General features: G+C 67.3%; 14 protein-coding genes. 6 read left to right on the top strand and 8 right to left on the bottom strand.

The features are described 5' to 3' along the window. Window positions 1-474 precede the first annotated feature (474 nt). From arcD to AC1DCJ_RS06125, 3 genes are all read right to left on the bottom strand, one after another. The gene (gene arcD, locus AC1DCJ_RS06135) at window positions 475-1,899 is read right to left on the bottom strand and encodes an arginine-ornithine antiporter (protein WP_448136551.1); all 1,425 of its coding nucleotides are present in this window, start codon (window positions 1,897-1,899) and stop codon (window positions 475-477) included. Window positions 1,900-2,056: 157 nt separating this feature from the next. After that, window positions 2,057-4,669, bottom strand: coding sequence for a methyl-accepting chemotaxis protein (locus tag AC1DCJ_RS06130; RefSeq protein WP_478070394.1), 2,613 nt, complete (start codon window positions 4,667-4,669; stop codon window positions 2,057-2,059). Window positions 4,670-4,860: 191 nt separating this feature from the next. After that, complete coding sequence (locus AC1DCJ_RS06125; RefSeq protein ID WP_478070393.1) at window positions 4,861-6,339, bottom strand: SulP family inorganic anion transporter; 1,479 nt, start codon at window positions 6,337-6,339, stop codon at window positions 4,861-4,863. Between the two features lie 214 nt (window positions 6,340-6,553). Between AC1DCJ_RS06125 and AC1DCJ_RS06120 the strand changes: the two genes are divergently transcribed. Further along, window positions 6,554-6,877, top strand: coding sequence for a putative quinol monooxygenase (locus tag AC1DCJ_RS06120; RefSeq protein WP_320488961.1), 324 nt, complete (start codon window positions 6,554-6,556; stop codon window positions 6,875-6,877). A 21-nt stretch (window positions 6,878-6,898) separates the two neighbouring features. On the opposite strand, the gene AC1DCJ_RS06115 is transcribed toward AC1DCJ_RS06120, so the two are convergent. Next, window positions 6,899-7,762 (bottom strand): DMT family transporter, encoded by an 864-nt coding sequence (locus tag AC1DCJ_RS06115; RefSeq protein WP_320488960.1) that lies wholly within the window; start codon window positions 7,760-7,762, stop codon window positions 6,899-6,901. A 117-nt stretch (window positions 7,763-7,879) separates the two neighbouring features. On the opposite strand from AC1DCJ_RS06115, the gene AC1DCJ_RS06110 reads away from it, so the two are divergent. Then, complete coding sequence (locus AC1DCJ_RS06110) at window positions 7,880-9,262, top strand: aminotransferase-like domain-containing protein (protein ID WP_478070392.1); 1,383 nt, start codon at window positions 7,880-7,882, stop codon at window positions 9,260-9,262. Window positions 9,263-9,371: 109 nt separating this feature from the next. After that, window positions 9,372-11,159, top strand: a complete 1,788-nt coding sequence (locus tag AC1DCJ_RS06105) for an EAL domain-containing protein (protein ID WP_478070391.1) — start codon at window positions 9,372-9,374, stop codon at window positions 11,157-11,159. On the opposite strand, the gene AC1DCJ_RS06100 is transcribed toward AC1DCJ_RS06105, so the two are convergent. Then, complete coding sequence (locus AC1DCJ_RS06100; protein ID WP_478070390.1) at window positions 11,156-12,025, bottom strand: helix-turn-helix transcriptional regulator; 870 nt, start codon at window positions 12,023-12,025, stop codon at window positions 11,156-11,158. The genes AC1DCJ_RS06105 and AC1DCJ_RS06100 overlap by 4 nt on opposite strands. Window positions 12,026-12,179: 154 nt before the next feature. Here AC1DCJ_RS06100 and AC1DCJ_RS06095 point away from each other — a divergent pair, with 154 nt between their 5' ends. Together AC1DCJ_RS06095 and AC1DCJ_RS06090 are read left to right on the top strand one after the other, a co-directional pair. Then, window positions 12,180-14,351: a TonB-dependent receptor gene (locus AC1DCJ_RS06095; protein WP_478070389.1), complete on the top strand. Its 2,172-nt coding sequence runs from the start codon at window positions 12,180-12,182 to the stop codon at window positions 14,349-14,351. Between the two features lie 109 nt (window positions 14,352-14,460). Next, the gene (locus AC1DCJ_RS06090) at window positions 14,461-14,793 is read left to right on the top strand and encodes a hypothetical protein (protein WP_478070388.1); all 333 of its coding nucleotides are present in this window, start codon (window positions 14,461-14,463) and stop codon (window positions 14,791-14,793) included. Between the two features lie 55 nt (window positions 14,794-14,848). Here AC1DCJ_RS06090 and AC1DCJ_RS06085 read toward each other — a convergent pair whose 3' ends face one another. From AC1DCJ_RS06085 to AC1DCJ_RS06075, 3 genes are all read right to left on the bottom strand, one after another. Next, the gene (locus AC1DCJ_RS06085; protein WP_478070387.1) at window positions 14,849-16,117 is read right to left on the bottom strand and encodes a two-component system sensor histidine kinase NtrB; all 1,269 of its coding nucleotides are present in this window, start codon (window positions 16,115-16,117) and stop codon (window positions 14,849-14,851) included. A gap of 661 nt (window positions 16,118-16,778) precedes the next feature. Then, window positions 16,779-17,456, bottom strand: a complete 678-nt coding sequence (locus AC1DCJ_RS06080; protein ID WP_478070386.1) for an energy transducer TonB — start codon at window positions 17,454-17,456, stop codon at window positions 16,779-16,781. Between the two features lie 291 nt (window positions 17,457-17,747). Next, window positions 17,748-18,167: a hypothetical protein gene (locus AC1DCJ_RS06075; RefSeq protein WP_478070385.1), complete on the bottom strand. Its 420-nt coding sequence runs from the start codon at window positions 18,165-18,167 to the stop codon at window positions 17,748-17,750. Window positions 18,168-18,674: 507 nt separating this feature from the next. On the opposite strand from AC1DCJ_RS06075, the gene AC1DCJ_RS06070 reads away from it, so the two are divergent. Next, entirely contained in the window at window positions 18,675-19,253 is a 579-nt protein-coding gene (locus tag AC1DCJ_RS06070) for a hypothetical protein (protein ID WP_478070384.1), read from the top strand. The last annotated feature ends 31 nt before the right edge of the window (window positions 19,254-19,284 follow it).

Genomic DNA, 19,284 nt, shown 5'->3' with positions numbered 1-19,284 from the left:
CCCCATGCCCTTTCCGGCGAATGTCCCCCGGCGTCGGCCTGCGGCCGCCMCCTCCTCCTTTATTTCGCCTCCAAGGGCATGGGGSCCCAGCGCCCGACCCACCGACRGCGCCAGAAAAGCCWGGCTTCCGYTGCTTACCGCWAGCCGAGCCCCKTAGCRGCCGGTAGGCTCCTGGGCAAAATAAAGGAGGAGGCCGCGACCGCGGCCGGGGGACATTTGCACCAGGGGCCTACCGGCTGCTACGGGGCCCTCACGCTCGCGACCGGCCCGATCGGAGACGCCAGCCGCGGCGCCTGCACACCCGGCCACGCGCGTAGCGTCGTGCTCACGCTTCGACGGTTCTTGCAACAAGACGCTTCCCTCAGATGGACGAAGAACCTTTTTTAGTTCTTCGTCCATTCGCAGGGAAAATACGTGGCGTCCGTACCAACCAACGGTTGGTACCTACCGGTTTGGCGCGATGCGGTGCGCACCTCAGCCCAAGGTCAGGTGGCCGTGCCACAGCCCCCACACCGCCGCCAGCGATACAGCCAGCACGCATACCGCGATCACCCGCTCCACCGGGGTGAACACCGGCTGCCCATGTTGCCGCTTGGCCTGCGCGAACATCAGCATGCCCGGCGCATACAACAGCGCCGACAGCAGCACCTGCGTCACCCCGCCGGCATACACCAGCCATAGCGCGTACACCGTGGCCAGCACCGCAATCACCAGATCGCGCCGGCGCGGCGCCGAAGCGTCGGCGTATCCTTCACCACGCCAGGCCACCAGCACCCCGTAGGCGGCCGAGAACAAGTACGGCACCAGCGCCATCGATGCCCCCAGCAGCACCAGGCTGGTATACGTGCTGGCACTGAACAGCGTGATCAACAGGAACAGCTGGATCAGCCCGTTGGTCAGCCACAGCGCGTTGGCGGGCACATCGTTGGCGTTCTGCCGGGCCAGGAAAGCCGGCATGGTGCCGTCGCCGGCAGCGGCGTGCAGCACTTCGGCGCACAGCAGCACCCAGGCCAGCAACGCACCCAGCACCGACACGACCATCCCGATGATGATCAGACGCGCGCCCCACGGGCCGACGATGGCCTCCAGCACGAACGCCATCGACGGGTTGTGCAGGTGCGCCAGCTGCTGCTGGCCCAGCACGCCCATCGACAGCAGGTTGACCAGCATCAACAGCGCCAGCACGCCCAGAAAGCCGATCACCGTGGCCCGGCCGACATCGGCGCGGCGTGCCGCCCGGCGCGAATAGATGCTGGCGCCTTCGATGCCGATGAACACCCACACGGTGATCAGCATCATCCCGCGCAGCTGCCCGCCAAGGCCGCCCAGCGACAGCGTGCCCCAGAAGTCCGCGGTGAAGACCTCCAGCCGGAAACCGACGGCGGCAATCACCACGAACACCACGATCGGCACCACCTTGGCCACCGTCACCACCGCGTTGATCAGCGCCGCCTGGCCGATCCCACGCAGGACCATCGCGTGCATGGCCCACAACAGGACCGACGCACAGGCGATGGCCTGCCAGGTATTGCCCTCACCGAAGGCTGGCACGAAGTAGCCCAGCCCGCTGAAGATCAGCACGAAGAAGCTGACGTTGCCCAGCAGCGAGCAGATCCAGTAGCCCCACGCCGACGAGAAGCCGATGTAGTCGCCGAAGCCCGCCTTGGCATAGGCGTAGATGCCGGCATCCAGCTGCGGCTTGCGATTGGCCAGGTTCTGGAACACGAACGCCAGCATCAACATGCCCAGGCCGCTGATCGCCCAACCCAGCAGCGCTGCGCCAGGACCGGCGCTGCGGGCGATGTTCTGCGGCAACGAGAAGATGCCCGCGCCCACCATCGACCCCACCACCAGGGCGGTCAGTGCGGCCAGGCCAAGCCGGTTGGACGGCGCAGTCATGCGCGCACCGACGACAAGGCCGCGGGGTCACCGGTACATAGCGGGGGGCGTGCAGTGCGTGCCATCCAGTGTCCTGTGCGTGGCAGGTGCAGGGGCACCTGCCGTGTTCCAGGCACAGTCTAGCCGAGCGCGCGGCGGGCCCCGCCGCGCGCCGGGATCAGAACGTCTGCCAGTCGCCGCCGGCCACCGCCGGCTCACGCGGCGCGCCGCGCGCCGCGACGGCGGCACGCTTGGCCGGCGGCGCCGCGTGCGGACGGGAGGCAGGGATCGGGGAGGCACCGGCATCGATACGGAAGATCGCCACGGCGGTGCCCAAGTGCTGGGCCTGCTCTTCCATTGCACGGGCGGCCGCCGTGGCTTCTTCCACCAGCGCGGCGTTCTGCTGGGTGGTTTCGTCCATCTGGGTGATGGTCTGGTTGACCTGCTCGATGCCGGCCGACTGCTCCTTCGACGCCGCCGAGATCTCGGCCATGATGTCGTTGACGCGGCGCACGCCACTGACGATTTCCTGCATGGTGTCACCGGCGGTGCGCACCAGTGCCGAGCCTTGGGTGACCTGGCTGACCGAGTCGTCGATCAAGGTCTTGATCTCCTTGGCCGCACCGGCGGAGCGCTGCGCCAGCGCGCGTACTTCAGAGGCCACCACCGCGAACCCGCGGCCCTGCTCACCGGCACGGGCGGCTTCAACGGCGGCGTTCAGCGCCAGGATGTTGGTCTGGAAGGCGATGCCGTCGATCACCGAGATGATCTCGGCGATGCGCTTGGACGAGGCCTCGATGCCGGCCATGGTGGTGACCACCTGGCCCACCACCTGCCCGCCCTGCGACGCCACCTCGGCCGCGTTGGCCGCCAGCGTATTGGCCTGCACGGCGTGATCGGTGTTCTGGCGCACGGTGGAGGTCAGTTCCTCCATCGAGGCGGCGGTTTCTTCCAGGCTGGCGGCCTGCTGCTCGGTGCGGCGCGACAGGTCGCTGTTGCCCGAAGCAATCTCGCCGGCGGCCAGGTTGATGCTGGCCGTGGCCTGCTGGATGCGGCCCACGATGTCGGTCAGCTGGGTCACGGTGGTGTCGGCGTCGTCGCGCATCTGCGCGAACACGCCATGGAACTGCCCGTGCATGCGCGCGGTAAGGTCACCGGCGGCGATCGACCGCAGCAGCGCGGAAATCTGCTGCAGGTTGTCGTCGCTGACCTGCATCATGGTGTTGAGGTTTTCGACCATGCCGCGGAAGTCGTGGTCGAAGCGCACCACATCGCCACGCTGGCTGAAATCGCCCAGCGCGGCAGCACCGGCGAGGTCGCGGATCTGGGTGTTGATCGCGCGCAGGTTGGCCTTGGTGGTGTCCATCGCCTCGGTGAAGCGCGCCTGCTCGCCCGGCAGGCGGTCCATATCCTGGGACAGGTCGCCCACCGCGTACCGCTGCATCACTTCCACCAGGCGGCGGGTAACGGCGATGTTCGCGCCCACCAGCTGGTTGGTGTCGCCCACCATCTGCCCGTATTCGCCCGGGAAGGACTGGGCGTCCATGCGGTAGCTGAGTTCACCGGCCTCATGTCGCTGCGCCATTTCGCCCTGTGCGGCCATCACCGCGCGCACCTGACTGCGCATGCGCTGCATCGATTCGAGCAGGCGCCCCACTTCGTCGTTGCGCGGCGGCGGCAGCGCGGTGTCCAGGCGACCTTCGGCAACATCGGCCGACAGCCGCACCGCTTCGGCCAGCGGGCGGATCGCCTGGCGGCGCAGCAGTATGTAGACGCTGGCGCTGAGCACCAGCGCCGCGCCCAGGCCCACGGCCAGGATGATCCACAGCAGCGAACGCGCCTGTGCGGTGATCAGGTCGTGCGGCACCACCACGCCCAGGGCGAAGCGCTCCTGGCTGGTGCCGATGCGCAGCGGCACATACGCCTTCACGTTGCCGGCCGCATCCACGCTGAAGTCTTCGTAGGGCTTGTCGGCACCCACCGCAGCCAGGATCCGGCGGGTGGCGGTATCGTCGCGACGCTTGCCGATCTCCTTGGCATCCTGGGCCGCCAGCACGATGCCGCCCGGAGAAATCAGTTCGACATGGCCTTCGCCCATCGGGCGCAGCGCGGCCAGGCGCTCCTGCAACGCGGCCAGGCCGAAGTCGACGGTGACCGCGCCGAGGAAGGTGTCCTTGTCCAGCACCGGGGTGGACAGGGTGGTCATCAGCACGGGCTTGCCGGCGATCTCGTAGTTGTACGGTTCGGCCACGGTCTGGCGCTTGAGCGCACGCGGGCGCAGGTACCAGTCGCCATCACCGGGGACCTCGTAGCCCTTCAGCGGGTCCTGCTTGGGCGTGCCGTCCTGCCAGGACCAGTAGCTCATGAAACGGCCCGTCGCGTCGTGTGCTTCCGCATCGACGAACTCGCTGTCCTTGCCATCGAAGGCCTGCGGCTCCCACAGCGTGCCCAGCCCCACCCACTCCGGGTGCGAGCGCAGCTGCTGTTCGATCACGTGCGAGGCGGTGGCCCGGGTCAAGCCGCCGGCCGCGTGCTGCACCACCAGGCTGTCGGCCAGCGCCTGGCTGGTGGAGAACGCGGCGGCCAGGTCGGCACCGACCCGGCGCGATTCGGCATTGGCCTCGCTCTGCATGGTCTGCCGCGAAGAATCGATCAGCGCCTGGCTGGCTTCGCGGTAGCTGATGGCAGCGGTGATGCCGAAGCAGAGCATGGCGATGAGCGCGGTCCCCAACATCAGCCGGTTGGCGATGCTTCCGGGGCGCTGGGAAGAGGTCGGGCGGGACGCAGGCATGGGGGCGGTTCCGGAAAAAGGGTCGGATCAGCGGTCGCCTGGGGGCGCCACTACGGCTTCGCGCAGTCCATTGCGGTCCGGGTGGCGCGGTGCAACTCACGGCCAGCCCTTGCCCCGATCGCAGACATCGGGGCATTGAGCTGGATAACGGCGCTGGCGCGCCGATGTTGAGGACCGTTTCCTGACCCCGTTCAGTGTTCGCCGGGGCGCGCGGCCGCGTGGCCGGTCGAACGCCCCACGCGCTCGACCAGGGTCTGGCTGGCCGCGTTGAGCCCGCGCACCTCCACCTCGGCGCCATGGGCGCGCAGCTTGTCCACCACCCGCTCCAGCGCCGCCACGGCACTGAGGTCCCAGAAGTGCGCATTGGCCAGGTCGATCACCACCCGCCCCGGCACCTGCTGCAAGTCGATACTGGCCGCGAACTGCCCGGCCGAGGCGAAGAACACCTGGCCGCTGACCGTGTACACGCGGGTGCCGTCGGCCAGCACCGTATCGCCCACCTGCAGCATGCGCCCTACCTTCCGGGCGAAGAACAGCGCCGACAGCAACACCCCGGTCAGCACGCCCTTGGCCAGGTCGTGGGTGGCCACGGTCACCACCACGGTGGCGATCATCACCACCGAGGAGCTCTTCGGGTGCTGGCGCAGTTCCTGGAAGGAGCGCCAATGGAACGTGCCGATGCTGACCATCACCATCACCGCGACCAGCGCGGCCATGGGGATCTGCCGCACCCACTCGGCGCCGTACACCACCAGCAGCAACAGCAGCACGCCGGCCACCAGGCACGACAGCCGCCCGCGCCCGCCGGACGACACGTTGATCACCGACTGGCCGATCATCGCGCAGCCACCCATGCCGCCGAACAACCCGGCGGTGATGTTGGCCAAGCCCTGCCCGGCGCACTCGCGGTTGCGCTGGCTGGGCGTGTCGGTCATGTCCTCCACGATCTGCGCGGTCATCATCGACTCCAGCAGGCCCACCACCGCCAGCGTGGCCGACACCGGCAGCAGCAGGCGCAGCGTGTCCCAGGTGAGCGGCACGTCGGGGAACAGGAACACCGGCAGGCTGTCGGGCAGCGCGCCCATGTCGCCCACGGTGCGCACGTCCCAGTGCAGGCCGATCGACAGCGCGGTGAGCACCACGATCGCCACCAGCGGCGAAGGCACCGCGCGCGTCACCCGCGGCAGCAGGTAGATGATGGCCAGCCCGGCCGCACAGACGGCCCACACGTGCCAGGAGCGCCCGATCAGTTCCGGCATCTGCGCCAGGAAGATCAGGATCGCCAGCGCGTTGACGAACCCGGTGATCACCGAGCGCGACACGAAGCGCATCAGCACGCCGAGTTTCAACGCCCCCGCCAGCACCTGCAGCAGCCCGGCCAGAATGGTGGCCGCCAGCAGATACTGCAGGCCGTGGTCCTTGACCAGGTCCACCATCACCAGCGCCATCGCACCGGTGGCCGCCGAAATCATGCCCGGGCGACCGCCGGCGATGGCAGTGACCACCGCGATGCAGAACGAGGCGTACAGCCCCACCTTGGGGTCGACCCCGGCGATGATCGAAAACGCGATCGCCTCGGGGATCAGGGCCAGCGCGACCACGGTACCGGACAGCAGGTCACCGCGGATATTGCCGAGCCATTGCTGGCGCAGCGGGTAGGAAACAGACATGGGCAGACTCCGCGCACCGGCGATACGCACGGCGCGCTGTGTGATGAAGACAGGACACTCCCTGGAACCCGGCAGTGGCACGGGCGCGTGGTCAACGCGGTATCAGGGTGGGGTCATCACAATCCAGCGGGGCGGGCAAAGGCGGCGCGCAGGATAGCGCAGCGCCGGGGCCGGCTCAAACGCCGGTTGACCACCGCCGCGCGCCGCGCGCACGATGCCGGCTGATTCCTCGTGGCAGGTGGCAGGTATGTACGGCTTGATTGGCAGGATGTTGATCGCACCCGGGCAGCGCGACGCGGTCATCGCGATCCTGCAGGAAGGCACCGATGCCATGCCCGGTTGCCGCAGCTACGTGGTGGCCCGCGATCCCACCGATGCCGACGCGCTGTGGATCACCGAGGTGTGGGACAGCCAGGACCACCATCGCGCGTCGCTGGCACTGCCTGCGGTACAGGCCGCGATCGCCAAGGCCCGGCCGCATATCACCGGGTTCGGCGAACGCTTCGAGACCGAGCCGGTGGGTGGCATGGGGCTTTAGAGCCCTACGCCCGGCCGCAGCTCAGCGGGCAAACCGACGGGCCCCGGCCACGCAGCTCACCGCACACACGGTGACCGCCAGCATCGTCCAGCTCACCTGTTCGTGCAGCAGCAGGGCCGCCAGGCCCAGCCCGAAGAACGGCTGCAGCAACTGCAGCTGGCCCACTGCGGCGATGCCTCCCTGGGCCAGCCCGCGATACCAGAACATGAAGCCGACCAGCATGCTGAACACTGACACGTAGGCCAGGCTCCACCAGGCCGGCGCGCCGATGGTGGCCAACGTGGGCGGCCAGCGCAGCCACATCAGCGGCACCATCAGCGGCATCGCCAGCAGCAGCGCCCAGCTGATCACCTGCCACCCACCCAGCGTGCGCGACAGCCGCGCCCCTTCGGCATAGCCCAGCCCGCACACCACCACCGCCGCCAGCATCAGCAGGTCGCCCTGCAACGACGCAGCACCGCCGCCGAGCAGCGCGTAGCCGGCAACCGAGGCACTGCCCAGCAGCGAAAACCCCCAGAACGCCGGGCGCAGCCGTTCGCCGCCGCGCAGCACGCCGAACACCGCCGTGCTCAGCGGCAGCAGGCCCAGGAACACGATCGAGTGCGCCGAGGACACATGCTGCAGGGCCAACGCGGTGAGCAGCGGGAACCCCACCACCACGCCCAGCGCCACCACCAGCAATGACGCCACCGCGGTGCGTGCCGGGCGCGGTTGGCGCAGCACCAGCAGCATCGCCGCGGCGATCAGGGCGGCGATGCTGGCGCGCGCGGCGGTCAGCAAGGTCGGATCGATGTCGGCGACCGCCACGCGCGTGGCGGGCAGTGAGCCGGCGAAGATCAGTACGCCGATGAATCCGTTGATCCAGCCCCGGGTGGTGGTGTCCATTCTGGTGTTCCTGAGAGTGGCCACCAGTGGACCACGCGTCGCCTGCCGGCCCCAGACACAGTCCAGTACACTTTCACCAAACTGTTATGCCCCCACCCCCAGTACGGACCCCGTGGCATGGAGCTTCCCCCTACCCGCATCGCCGCCGTGATGGCCAGCGTGCGCGCCCGCATCAACGCCCGCAGCTACGTGCCGGGCATGCGCCTGCCGTCGGTGCGCGCCCAGGCCAAGGCCCTGCAGGTGTCTGTGTCCACGGTGGTGGAAGCGTACGCACGGCTGGTGGCCGAAGGCGTCATCAGTTCACGGCCCGGCGCAGGATTCCACGTCAACGGACCGGTGGCACCGCTGGCGCTGAGCGGCATCGACCCGCCCCGCGACCGCCAGGTCGACCCGCTCTGGCTGGCCCGGCAATCGCTGGAACACGATGCGCGCGTGCTAAAGCCGGGCTGCGGTTGGTTGCCCGAAGACTGGATGTACGTCGAGGGCATTCGCCGTGGCCTGCGCAGCGCGGCCCGCGCATCGGCGACGTCCCTGGCCGACTACGCCAGCCCGTTGGGCCTGCCGCCGCTGCGCCAGCTGCTGGCACGGCGGCTGGCCGGCCAAGGGGTGGACGCAGCACCGGAGCAGATCCTGCTGGCCGAGTCGGGCTCGCATGCCATCGACCTGATCTGCCGCTTCCTGCTGCAGCCCGGCGACACCGTGCTGGTCGATGACCCCTGCTATTTCAATTTCCTGGCCCTGCTCAAGGCACACCGGGTGCAGGTGGTGGGCATTCCGTACACGCCCAACGGGCCCGACGTGGAGGCGTTCGGTGCGGCGCTGCAGGCGCATTCGCCGCGGCTGTACATCACCAATTCGGGCCTGCACAACCCGACCGGGGCGGTGCTCTCGCCGGTGACCGCACACCGCCTGCTGACGCTGGCCGAAGGCAGCGACCTGGTGATCGTCGAAGACGACCTGTTTGCGGATTTCGAACACAGCCCCGCGCCACGGCTGGCCGCCTTCGACGGGTTGTCGCGGGTGATCCAGATCGGCAGCTTTTCCAAGACGCTGTCTGCTGCGGTGCGATGCGGTTTCATCGCCGCGCGACCGGAGTGGATCGACGCCCTTGCCGACCTGAAGATCGCCACCAGTTTCGGCGGCGGTCGCCTGGCCGCCGACATCCTGCTCACCGCACTCACCGACAGCGGCTACCGCCGCCACGTGGAGACCGTGCGCACGCGCCTGGCCGCCGCGCGCGAGGTCACCCTGGACCGCCTTGCCACGCTCGGCATCCAGCCCTGGATCGTGCCGCAGGCGGGCATGTTGCTGTGGTGCCGTTTGCCCGATGGCCTGGACGCTGCAGCCATTGCGCAGCGCAGCCTGGCCGACGGCGTGGTGCTGGCGCCCGGCAATGCGTTCAGCCCGTCGCTGGGTGCGACCGGCTTCCTGCGCTTCAATGCCGCGCAGGCACAGGACACGCGCGTGTTCGAGGTGCTGGCGCGGGCCATGCGGGGGTGATCCATCGTGAACGCTTCATGCGTGTGCCCCACGCTGCCCTGCACTTCACGGGCGTTGCGCACGCCGCGCGGGATAGTAGCGGCAAGGCAGGGGACGACAGGCGCAGTGCATGTGGGACAGAAGCGACGATAGTGACCGGGTGGCGTTGATCGAAGCCCTGAACGTTATGGACCCTGCGCTGGGGAAATCACTGGACCCGATCACCGAGCTTGCGGCCTTCACCTTCGGCGTTCCGATCGCGCTGATCTCCATCCTCGATGCCGACAGCCAGCGCTTCATCTCGCGCGTCGGGCTGGCGCTGGATCGCACCGACCGGCACGCCTCGGTGTGCGCCTGGGCGATCCAATCCGACCAGGTGATGCAGGTGGCCGACCTGCGCGAAGATCCGCGCTTTGCCAACAACCCATTGGTCACCGGGCCAGAGCAGCTGCGCTTCTATGCCGGCGCACCGCTGGTGACCAAGGCCGGGATGGCGCTGGGCACGCTGTGCCTGATGGACCGTGTGCCGCGGGTGCTGTCGCCCCTGGAAACCCAGCAACTGCAGACCCTGGCGCGGGTGGTGATGGCGCAGATGGAACTGAAGGTGTCGATGGGCCGCCGCGAGCAGGTCACCGGGCTGCCCAACCGCCAGCAGTTCCAGGCCGATCTGGACCTGCTGACACGGCGCGGCGACGGCGGGCGCTTCACCGCGGTGATGCTGGATGTGTTCGACGTGCACAGCGCCAACGACGCCGGCCAGGCGTTGGGCATGAAGCCGGTGGAAACCCTGCTGCGACAGGCCGCCCTGCGCGTGCAGCACGTATTGCAGGACCAGGCGGCGGCCTACCACGTGGGCGTGAGCCGCTTCGCGTTCGTGCTCAGCGACCAGGACCACGCGCAGGTGGACGCGCTGCTCGATCGCCTGCGTGAGCGCCTGCGGCGGCCGTTGCTGGCCGGCAGCATCCCGATGTCGCCGCAGTTCCATGCTGGCGTCTGCGATTTCCAGGCCACGCCGGTGGACACCGGCGATGTGATCCGCAAATGCCTGGTGGCGATGAACCACGCCATCCAGACCGATGCGGGCCGTTGCTGGTATTCGGAAGACCGCGATACGCGCCTGCGCCGCCGCTACCGGCTGGCCTCCGACGCGGCGCGCGGCCTGGCGCAGCATCAGTTCAACCTGGTCTATCAACCCCGCTTCGCGCTGTGCGACGGCCTGCCGGTCGCCGCCGAAGCGCTGCTGCGCTGGGTGCACCCGATGCTTGGGCCGGTCGGGCCGGGTGAGTTCATTCCCGTGCTGGAGCGCACCGCGCTGATGCCGGCGATGAGCCGCTGGGTGGTGGACCATGCCCTGGCCCAACTGGCGCGCTGGCAACACACGTTGCCCGGCTTCTGCCTCTCACTGAACCTGTCGGCGCGTGACTTCGATGATGCCGGCCTGTGGGACATGCTGTCCTCGCAGATGGCCGCACACCACGTGCCGGCGTCGTTGCTGGAAGTGGAAATCACCGAGGGCGAATGGCTGCAGGGCCATCCGTCGGCGCTGCCGCAACTGCGCGCGATGGCCGCGGCCGGCATCCGCATCGCCATCGACGACTTCGGCAGCGGCTACAGCAACTTCAGTTACCTCAGCGAACTGCCCATTTCGCTGATCAAGATCGATCGCAGCCTGGTCACTGGCATGGCCCAGTCACGCACCGCGCGATTGAAAGTGGAGGCGATCATCAAGCTTGCGCGGCAACTGGGCTACCGCACAGTGGCCGAAGGCGTGGAAAACGAGGCGGAGCTGTCGCTGCTGCGCCTGTGGGGATGCGACGAGGCACAGGGCTACCACCTGGCCCGGCCGATGCTGGCCGAGGCGGTTGCCCACCTGGTGGCCGCCTGCCGCGCTGGATCGCCTGCCGACGAAGCGGGCTAGCGCCGCCACGCGCTGGGTGCCTGGCCCACCACCCGCCGGAACGCGGCGGCGAACTTGCCCGGGTTGGCGTAGCCCACTGCCAAGGCAATGCCGGTCACCGGCTGCCCGGCCTGCAGCATCTGCTTGGCCGCTTCCATACGGCGCCAGGTGAGGTAGGCGTAGGGCGTCATGCCACTGGCCTGGGTGAAGCCACGGCTGAAGCCGCTAGCATCCCGCGCCACTTCGCGTGCCATGCGGGCCACGCTGATGTCCTCGCCCAGGTGATGTTCGATGAACGCCTGCACGCGCGCCATCTCCGCGCGGGGCAACGGGCGTGCCGGTGGGCGACGCGCGGGCAACGGCGCACCGACACTGGCCAGGCGGCGCAGCACGATGTCCACCCCGTGGTCGAAAAATGCCGTCGAGCAGGCGTTCGCATCGGCGCACTGCCACAACGCATGCAGCACCGCGGCCACCACCGGGTCGGCGTGCAGGCGGGCGGCGGCGTGCTCAAGGTCGGCCATCCCCGGCACGGCGGGCTCGAGCCTGAAACGCGGCAGGTCGACCACCAGCCCAAGCAGGTCCAGCGCCGGGCTGCGGTACTCGCCGGGGCAGCCCGGCAGGGCCACGTTGGTTTCGCCCACCCGCCAGCGACCGTCGATGGTGCCCAGCGCGGTGCGCTGGTAAAGCAGGCCACCCCCGCCCACCAGCAGCCCGATGCGGAGGCCGGTGCCGTCGCCCATGCGTCCCTCGGCAGCGGCGAAGGGCTGGCGGACCAGCAGGACGCTGCCGTCGGCGTTGCGGATACACGCGTCCGGCCGCAGCCCGCCGCCGTCCTCGAGAAGGCGCGGGGGGATCGGTTCGGCGGCAGCGCGCAGCGACGACATCGGCAGAAATCCGGTTCTGGAGCAGTCCGCGCAGGAATGGAGCGGCGGCCGCTAATTGTTACACCATAACATTGCCGGATCATTCGCATCGCGGTGCCTGTCACCGCCATCCAGGGGTTCTGTGAAGCACGCCGTACTTGCCGCCGCCCTCGCTGTGGCACTCCCGTCCCTGCAGGCCAGCCCTGCCCACGCGCAGGACGCGCCCACTGCCGCCAGGGCCACCGAGCTGGACGGCATCGTGGTCACCGGCAGCAAGCGCGATACGCCGTACCTGCGCAGCGACATCTCGGTGACCGTGCTGGACCGCGACGCCTTGCAGCAGGCCAACGTCACCGAGTTCCGCGACCTGGACAAGCTTGCCCCCAACGTGAAGTTCAACGTGATGGGCCAGCTCAGCGACATGTTCATTTCCATCCGCGGCATCGAGTCCAATCCGTTCCTGGTCAACCGCGCCTCGGTCTACATCGACGGCATCCCGTTCCGCGAACTCAGCAACGCGGTGCTCAACCACGTCGCGTCGGTCGAGATCCTGCGCGGGCCGCAGGGCACGCTGTACGGTGCCAACAGCGAATCGGGGCTGGTGCTGGTGCGCACGCGCGCGCCATCGGCCACTACCGAAGGCGAGGTCAACCTGCGCGCCACCCACTTCGGCAATGGCCACGGCACCAGCGTGGATGGCTTTCTGGGCGGTGCACTGGGCAGCAGCAACCGCCTGTTCGGCTCGCTGGCGTTCATGGCCTCCGACGAGGACAGCCACCTGAAGAACCTGACCCCGTTCGACGGCATCGCGGGCAAGGTCAAGGAAACCTATCTGCAGGGCAAGCTGCGTTGGGAACCCACCGACACGCTGTCCATCAACGCCATCGCCTACCACCTGGGCACGCGCGCGCCGGGGATGTTCGAATACGAATACCTGCCGCTGGACGTGGGCCTGTACAACCGCCGCTACGCCGACCTGTACAACGGCGGCCGCCACGCCGGCGACTTTACCTACATCAACGACGCGCCCAAGCGCACCAGCAAGACCGAGAACGTGGCCGGTGCCAGCGCGCAGTGGCAGCTTGCGCGCGGCACGATGGACGCGGCGGTGTCCTACCGCGAGCAGCGCGACACGTCCGGCGGCTACGACTTCGACATGACCCACACCCCGGCGCTGGCCGGCCGCATCCACGACGCCCAGCGCAACTGGAATGGCGAGCTGCGCTTCAGCTCGCTCGATGACCAGCCGTTGACCTGGATCGGCGGCGTGTCCACCTACCGGGTGAACAAGGATTCGGTGCTGGGCACGCGGGTCGGACCCCCGCCGCGCGGGCTGGAAAGCTACGTGCTGGCGCCGCTGCAGGGGTCGGACGGGCAGGACTACAGCGTGTTCGGCACGCTCAGCTATACCCCGCCGGCCCTGCCAAAACTCACCGCCAGTCTCGGCCTGCGCTACGAACAGGCCAGACGTTCCACCCGCCAGAGCGCGGGCGAACTGGACCTGGGCCCGGGCGGATTGGTGTTTTACCGCGACGCCGAACTGTCGCATACCTTCACCGCCACCCTGCCCCGGGTGTCGCTGCGCTACGACGCCTCGGACACGTTGTCGTTCTACGCGGCCTCGGCCAAGGGGTACATTCCCGGCGGCTTCAACCTGGCCGCCGCGCAGAACGACGTGGTGAACGACAAGGTGCTGCGCTACGAATCGGAAATGATGTGGAGCCATGAAGCGGGCTTCAAAATGAACGTGCTGGGCGGGCGTGGGCACATCGGCGGTGCGGTGTTCCAGATCGAGTCCAACAACTGGCAGGAGATCCAGCTGGCCACCGATGCCAACGGCCGCCCGATCTCATCGGACTACGTCGGCTCGGATGCGTCCATCCGCTCGCGCGGGGTGGAACTGGAAGGCGTGCTGCAGGCGCTGCCGGGACTGACGCTGACCGCCAACGCCGGCTACGTGGATGCGCAGTACCGCAAACTGCTGGTGGGCGAGAACCAGAGCCTGGCCGGCAACAAGGTCAAGCTCACCCCGCAGTACACCGCCTACCTGGCCGCGCGTTACCAGCACCGTTCCGGCGTGTTCGCGCGGGTGGAATCGGCCTTCAACGGACGCATGGCGCTGGACGAGCGCAACCGGGCGTTCCAACCGGCGGTGGCGATCATCGGGGTGCAACTGGGCTACGAGACCGGACCGTGGACCACGCGCGTGTACGTCGACAACCTCACCAACAAGCGCCGCATCAACGGACTCATCTTCGACAACCTGGCCTTCGGCCGCGACGGCAACGTGTACGGGCCGGTCGATCGGCCGCGGATCATCGGTGCAGAGGTGGGCTACCGGTTCTGAACACGCTACGCGGGAGAGCAATGCACCGCGTGACGGCCGCACGGGAATTCACCCGACCTTGATCGGCTCCGGCAGTACCCTCAGGCTGCATCGTCGAGGAACCAAGCGGATGCCCAACACAGGCCTGTTTTACCTGCTGGACGTGATCGGTGATGCCAGCCAGGACGATCCGCAGGCGCTGAACCGATTGGCGTTCGTGCGTGCGCAATGTCTGCAGTGCCACGCGCTCCTCAGCCTGTCCGGCGCGCCGGGCCTGGTCAACGTGGCCCATGGTGCGGCCGTGCTCACCTGCGACCGGTGCAACAACCGCCAGGCTATTTCCGGCGCGCGCTTCGCCGACTTTGTGCGGCGCGTGCAACACGGGCTGATACCCGTCGTGGGGGACATCCCCCAGGCACCGGGCGCGGGCACGGATGAGGTGCATCTGCAGCGCCCCACCTAGGCACCCGCGCCGGTTCATGCAACCGGCACCGTGGCCGCTCAATGCGGCGCGGAGGTCATGCGCGCGGTGCGCGCGGGAATCCGAGGGTGAAACAGGCGCCCTCGCCCGGGACCGAGTCGATCTCGACGAAACCGTCGGCCTGGCGCACCGCGGCCCGGATCTGGGCCAGCCCCAGCCCGGTGCCCATACCGGCCGGCTTGGTGGTGAAGTAGGCTTCGAACAGGCGCTTGCGCACCTCCGGCGCGATGCCCGGCCCGTCGTCCTGCACGCTCAGCACGATGTACGTACCCGGCGCGTGCGGCTCGTCCACGGGCACCTCATCCACGTGCCGCTCGCCCAGCACCACGGTGACCTTGCCGCGCTCGCCACAGGCATCGCGCGCATTGATGACCAGGTTCATCACCGCCCGTTCCAGGCTGTGCGGGTCGACCTGGACCAGCGCCTGGGCGATCTGCGGGCGGTAGGCCAGCGCAATGGTGGCGCCGGCGGCCTGCTGCAGCAGCGGCAACAGCTCCTCCATCATCCCCGCCACGTCCACCAATTGCGGCCGATACGGGTGGTGGCGGGCGAACCCCAGCAACCGCTGCGACATCGCCGCGCCTTGCTGCACTGCCCGGTCGGCCATCTGCAGCAGGCTGGCATCGCGCTCCACCAGCTCGCCGTGCGTGCGCACCATCTCGATGGCCGTACCGGCCACGTGCAGCACGTTGTTGAGGTCGTGCACGGTGCCGGCCAGCAGCTGCCCGACCGCGTCGCCCTTCTGTGCCTGCGCGGCCACGGTCTCGGCCACGCGCTGGGCCACCCGTGCGATGTCCAGCTCCCCCTGCAGCTCACTGCTGCGCTGCTGGGCGGTGGCCAACTGTTCGTTGAGCTCGTCGGTGAACACCGTCCCGACCATCGACGGGGCATGCTCGCGCAGTGCTGCGGTAAGGGTGCGCAGCGCGGCCTCGGCGCGATGCCGGGCGGTGACATCGCGGTTGACCGCCAGCAGCCCACGCACCGCGCCCTGCGCGTCGCGCAGCGGGCTGGTGGACACCAGCCAGAACCGGTGCTCGCCGGCGGGCGTCAGGCATTGGGCCTCGAACTGGCGGCGCTCGCCGCGCGCGGCGGCGGCCAGGGCATCGGCCACCTTGTGGCCCTCCTCGGGCGGCCACAGCGACGCCCACGGCGCGCCGATCACATGTTCGGCATTCTCCGCCGCCACCCGGGCCAGCCCGTGGGCGTTGACGAACCTGACCGTGCCGTCCAGTGAAACCTCCTTGATGGAGTCCAGGGACAGCTCGACGATCTGGTGAAAAACATCATCCATCTGGGGGATGGTCATGGACGCGGCGCTCGACGATAGGGGGCCATTCTGCACCCATCCGGGGCGCGCCGCGCTGGGCCGTCGGTGGCCAGGGCACGGGTGCCGCCCCACCGGGCCCCAACGACCGGCCACGGGAACGCGCGTGGGCGCCACCAGATGTGCCATGCTCCGCCCCACAACCACCGGAGAACACTGCAATGGCCAAGGGTATGGACAAGCAGAAAGAGCAGAAGAAGAAGCCTGCCAAGACTGCCAAGGAAAAGAAGGCAGAGAAGAATGAAAAGAAGAGCGCACGCGGTTTCGCGCCGACCTGATTCTTCCTGGAAAACTGCGGGCGCCATGGGTGGGGCAGTGCATCTGCAACGTGCGCTGACCCGCTCTGGCGCCGGCTTCCGTCTGGCCGTCTGGACGGCCGCACTGCCCCCGGCAGGCGGTGCTTAGGGCAACAGCGCGACGATCAGCTTCGGCAGGTAGAGCATCGCGGCCACCACGGCCGCCAGGATCAGGAACGTCTTCAGGGTCAATGGCCGGCGCCGCGCTACTACGGATACCATTGGCCCGTGTCGGGACTCTTCGCGCAGCTTTTCGAGCACGCAACGGTATACGAAATCATTCTCTGAAATTCTGACGAATTTCTATCTCTGCCACAGTCCAAGGACTGCGCTGCGCGATAGGACGTCTAGTTCTTCTTGAAGTCGAATGGCAAACGGACGAAAACTGTCCCGGGCCGGGAGGTACGACCCTTGAAGCGCCACTCGCGCGCCGCCGTCAGGGCCGCCTCATCGAAGTCCTCGTATCCGCTGGATGTCTCAACGACCGCCCCGATCAATTCAAACTGATCGTCCAGCAGTACGATTACCACGGTTTGCCCTTCGCGATCCTGCCTGTATGCAGCAGCTGGATAACGGCCTGGCTGCTGTGCCGTTACCTGTATCTCGTACTCGTCGCCTGCAAGATCAGGCCCGACGGCGCCACCCAGGCTGCAGCGGTTATCCGGCGCGCTCTGGACCAAGCGCATGCGCATTTGCACGCCCTTCCCCTGTTCTGCCCGTTCCTTCGCAGCAGGGTCTGGCGCGTCCTTCACGATCGTGGCGCCGCAGCGGGACGAAGCCAGTGCGGCAAGTACGTTCTTCTGGTCGTCTGCAACCTTCTGGCTACTGGCGGTCCCCTCGAAATAACATGCGGACCAATCCTGCTCCAAGCGCGCGCCGCCTATCCTCGAATCAATGAAGCGGAGGGTAGTGGGGAGCATCCGGCATCCTGGCTCAACCACATCGGCTTCCCGTGTAGTGGCGCAACCGGTGAACAGCAGGATCAACAGTGCAACCCCCGGCAGCAGGCCGGTACGAATAGACATGACGCTGAAACTCACGATAGAACGGTCGCGAATTCTAGCAATTGGCAATGAGCTCCCTGAGGTTCACCGCGATGAAGCGCAATGGATGCCCAGCTGCAACGATTTGGCGGCTTTCAGCCGGCGCTAAACCGCGCTGCGGGGCACCTCGCCATGGCAGACCGGGCACTTCAAAACCCTTGCCATCCGATCATCCGTGTTTCAGCGGTACTGACTGATAGGCGATGCCGACTCCACCCTTGGAGACCCCCCTTCGTCGTTGACGCCGTCAATATGAGTTGACGACCACGGCCCCTATTCCACGGATGGATCTGGAACCTGTATCCCTGCTCGCTCCAGCATCTCGATGGTCCGTCGGGCAAATTGCATGGGCAGGGCGGTGCGATCCCCGAACATATCCACGATGCCGATCTCGACCACGCATTCGACCAGCATCCCAAATTCGACCGCCTCTTCCTCGGTCAACAGGCTCTCGACGTCGGCAGGGAGGGCATCCCCTCGTCCACTCAGCCGAAGAACGGCCCCTCCCGCCGCCCATCCAGGCAGATTGTCAGACGCGGAAATGGACCTCAGATGACCTATCAGTTCGAGAACGGATGGACAGTGCTGGAGTCCTTTCGCAGCGCAGTACTGGTACAGGCATGCAGCCCCGAAGACCTGCTTGTTTGATGTCGACGCGTTCTCAAGCACCCGCAGGAGCTCAAGCTTGTCCATGGCGGCCATTCTTCACTGCAGGGATCGGGGGATCGGCATTCTAGCCAGAACGGGCAGGTATTCAGCGCCGGGGAGAGCGCCACCGCCGCACCGCCAGCCGTCTTGGCAGACAGCTGGGTACTGAAATCGTCTAACCCTTGCCCCAGGCTCTCCAACAACGCGCTGCAGGCTAGCCGCTGACCTGCGGATGGAATGTCGGGCTGATCCAAACCACCGCCGCCCGTATCGGCAAGCGGTTGCTTCACTTGATGGAGGAAGTGGAAGATGCCCTCAAGGGCTTGGCAACATGCTTTTCGTCCACAGATGTGGCAACACGGCATGTTGAAGTGGTGGCCCACCAGCAACCACATCAGCTACGTAAGTTGTTGATATTAGTTGACTTATATCCAACAACATCCACTTTAGACTCACAAAGCGACTCACTTGTCTCTTGGCTGGATGCCGAATGGGCTTGCCAATGCTTCTGGCGTGAAGAGACTATTCTGCAAGAGTCAAAGGAGACTGATTGTGGCAAGAAAGCCCGAACTGAGTGATTTTGAGTACCTGGAGAGCCGGGGGTGGACATCGGAGTTCGTGGTCGAAAAATCCCACTTCACTGCCTTGAACAAGCTGGAAGGAAGCTTCACGGGCATCGGGGGCGCAGGTGATTCGGAGCTGATTGAGCTGTCCCCGAAGAACGTGGACTTCGTGGAAGATCACTTGAGGCAGGCCAAAGCTCATCATGCAGAAGGCAGCTTGGAGGACGCGTGGTTCCATCTGCTTCAGGCGAGCAATTCGCTGGCGTATCACCGAGGCGTACGCGAAGGCCGGTTTCAAGCAAGCAAAGTCGACCGGCCAGCTCGAGCAGGGAAAAGAGGGGGGGACTCCAAGGCAGCCAACCTCGCTGAGAAGCTGGACGCGATAGCAGCGAAGTTGAAATCGCACCATGCCAAAAGCGCTTTTAGGACAATTGCAGCTCTTGAGATTCAAGCCCAGGCGTTCGGGAAGGATCACGACATGGGCTCAAATCAGACCGATTGGCTTGCAAGGCTGAAAAAGCGACCGGCGATGTTAGCGTTGGTATCTCAGTTGAGTTCAGCAAAATGACCGCTGACCCCCGAGGGGGCCAGCGTTGCAT

The sequence above is a fragment of the Stenotrophomonas sp. 10N36 genome (assembly GCF_056395005.1).
The sequence above is the reverse complement of the archived record's forward strand: the minus strand, read 5'-3'. Positions and strand labels throughout refer to the sequence as shown.

What these genes read in the sequence shown, in the direction of transcription:
- arcD (WP_448136551.1), bottom strand. Translation starts at nt 1,899, where the DNA reads ATGACTGCGCCGTCCAACCGGCTTGGCCTGGCCGCACTGACCGCCCTG.
- AC1DCJ_RS06130 (WP_478070394.1), bottom strand. Translation starts at nt 4,669, where the DNA reads ATGCCTGCGTCCCGCCCGACCTCTTCCCAGCGCCCCGGAAGCATCGCC.
- AC1DCJ_RS06125 (WP_478070393.1), bottom strand. Translation starts at nt 6,339, where the DNA reads ATGTCTGTTTCCTACCCGCTGCGCCAGCAATGGCTCGGCAATATCCGC.
- AC1DCJ_RS06120 (WP_320488961.1), top strand. Translation starts at nt 6,554, where the DNA reads ATGCCGGCTGATTCCTCGTGGCAGGTGGCAGGTATGTACGGCTTGATT.
- AC1DCJ_RS06115 (WP_320488960.1), bottom strand. Translation starts at nt 7,762, where the DNA reads ATGGACACCACCACCCGGGGCTGGATCAACGGATTCATCGGCGTACTG.
- AC1DCJ_RS06110 (WP_478070392.1), top strand. Translation starts at nt 7,880, where the DNA reads ATGGAGCTTCCCCCTACCCGCATCGCCGCCGTGATGGCCAGCGTGCGC.
- AC1DCJ_RS06105 (WP_478070391.1), top strand. Translation starts at nt 9,372, where the DNA reads ATGTGGGACAGAAGCGACGATAGTGACCGGGTGGCGTTGATCGAAGCC.
- AC1DCJ_RS06100 (WP_478070390.1), bottom strand. Translation starts at nt 12,025, where the DNA reads ATGTCGTCGCTGCGCGCTGCCGCCGAACCGATCCCCCCGCGCCTTCTC.
- AC1DCJ_RS06090 (WP_478070388.1), top strand. Translation starts at nt 14,461, where the DNA reads ATGCCCAACACAGGCCTGTTTTACCTGCTGGACGTGATCGGTGATGCC.
- AC1DCJ_RS06085 (WP_478070387.1), bottom strand. Translation starts at nt 16,117, where the DNA reads ATGACCATCCCCCAGATGGATGATGTTTTTCACCAGATCGTCGAGCTG.
- AC1DCJ_RS06080 (WP_478070386.1), bottom strand. Translation starts at nt 17,456, where the DNA reads ATGTCTATTCGTACCGGCCTGCTGCCGGGGGTTGCACTGTTGATCCTG.
- AC1DCJ_RS06075 (WP_478070385.1), bottom strand. Translation starts at nt 18,167, where the DNA reads ATGGACAAGCTTGAGCTCCTGCGGGTGCTTGAGAACGCGTCGACATCA.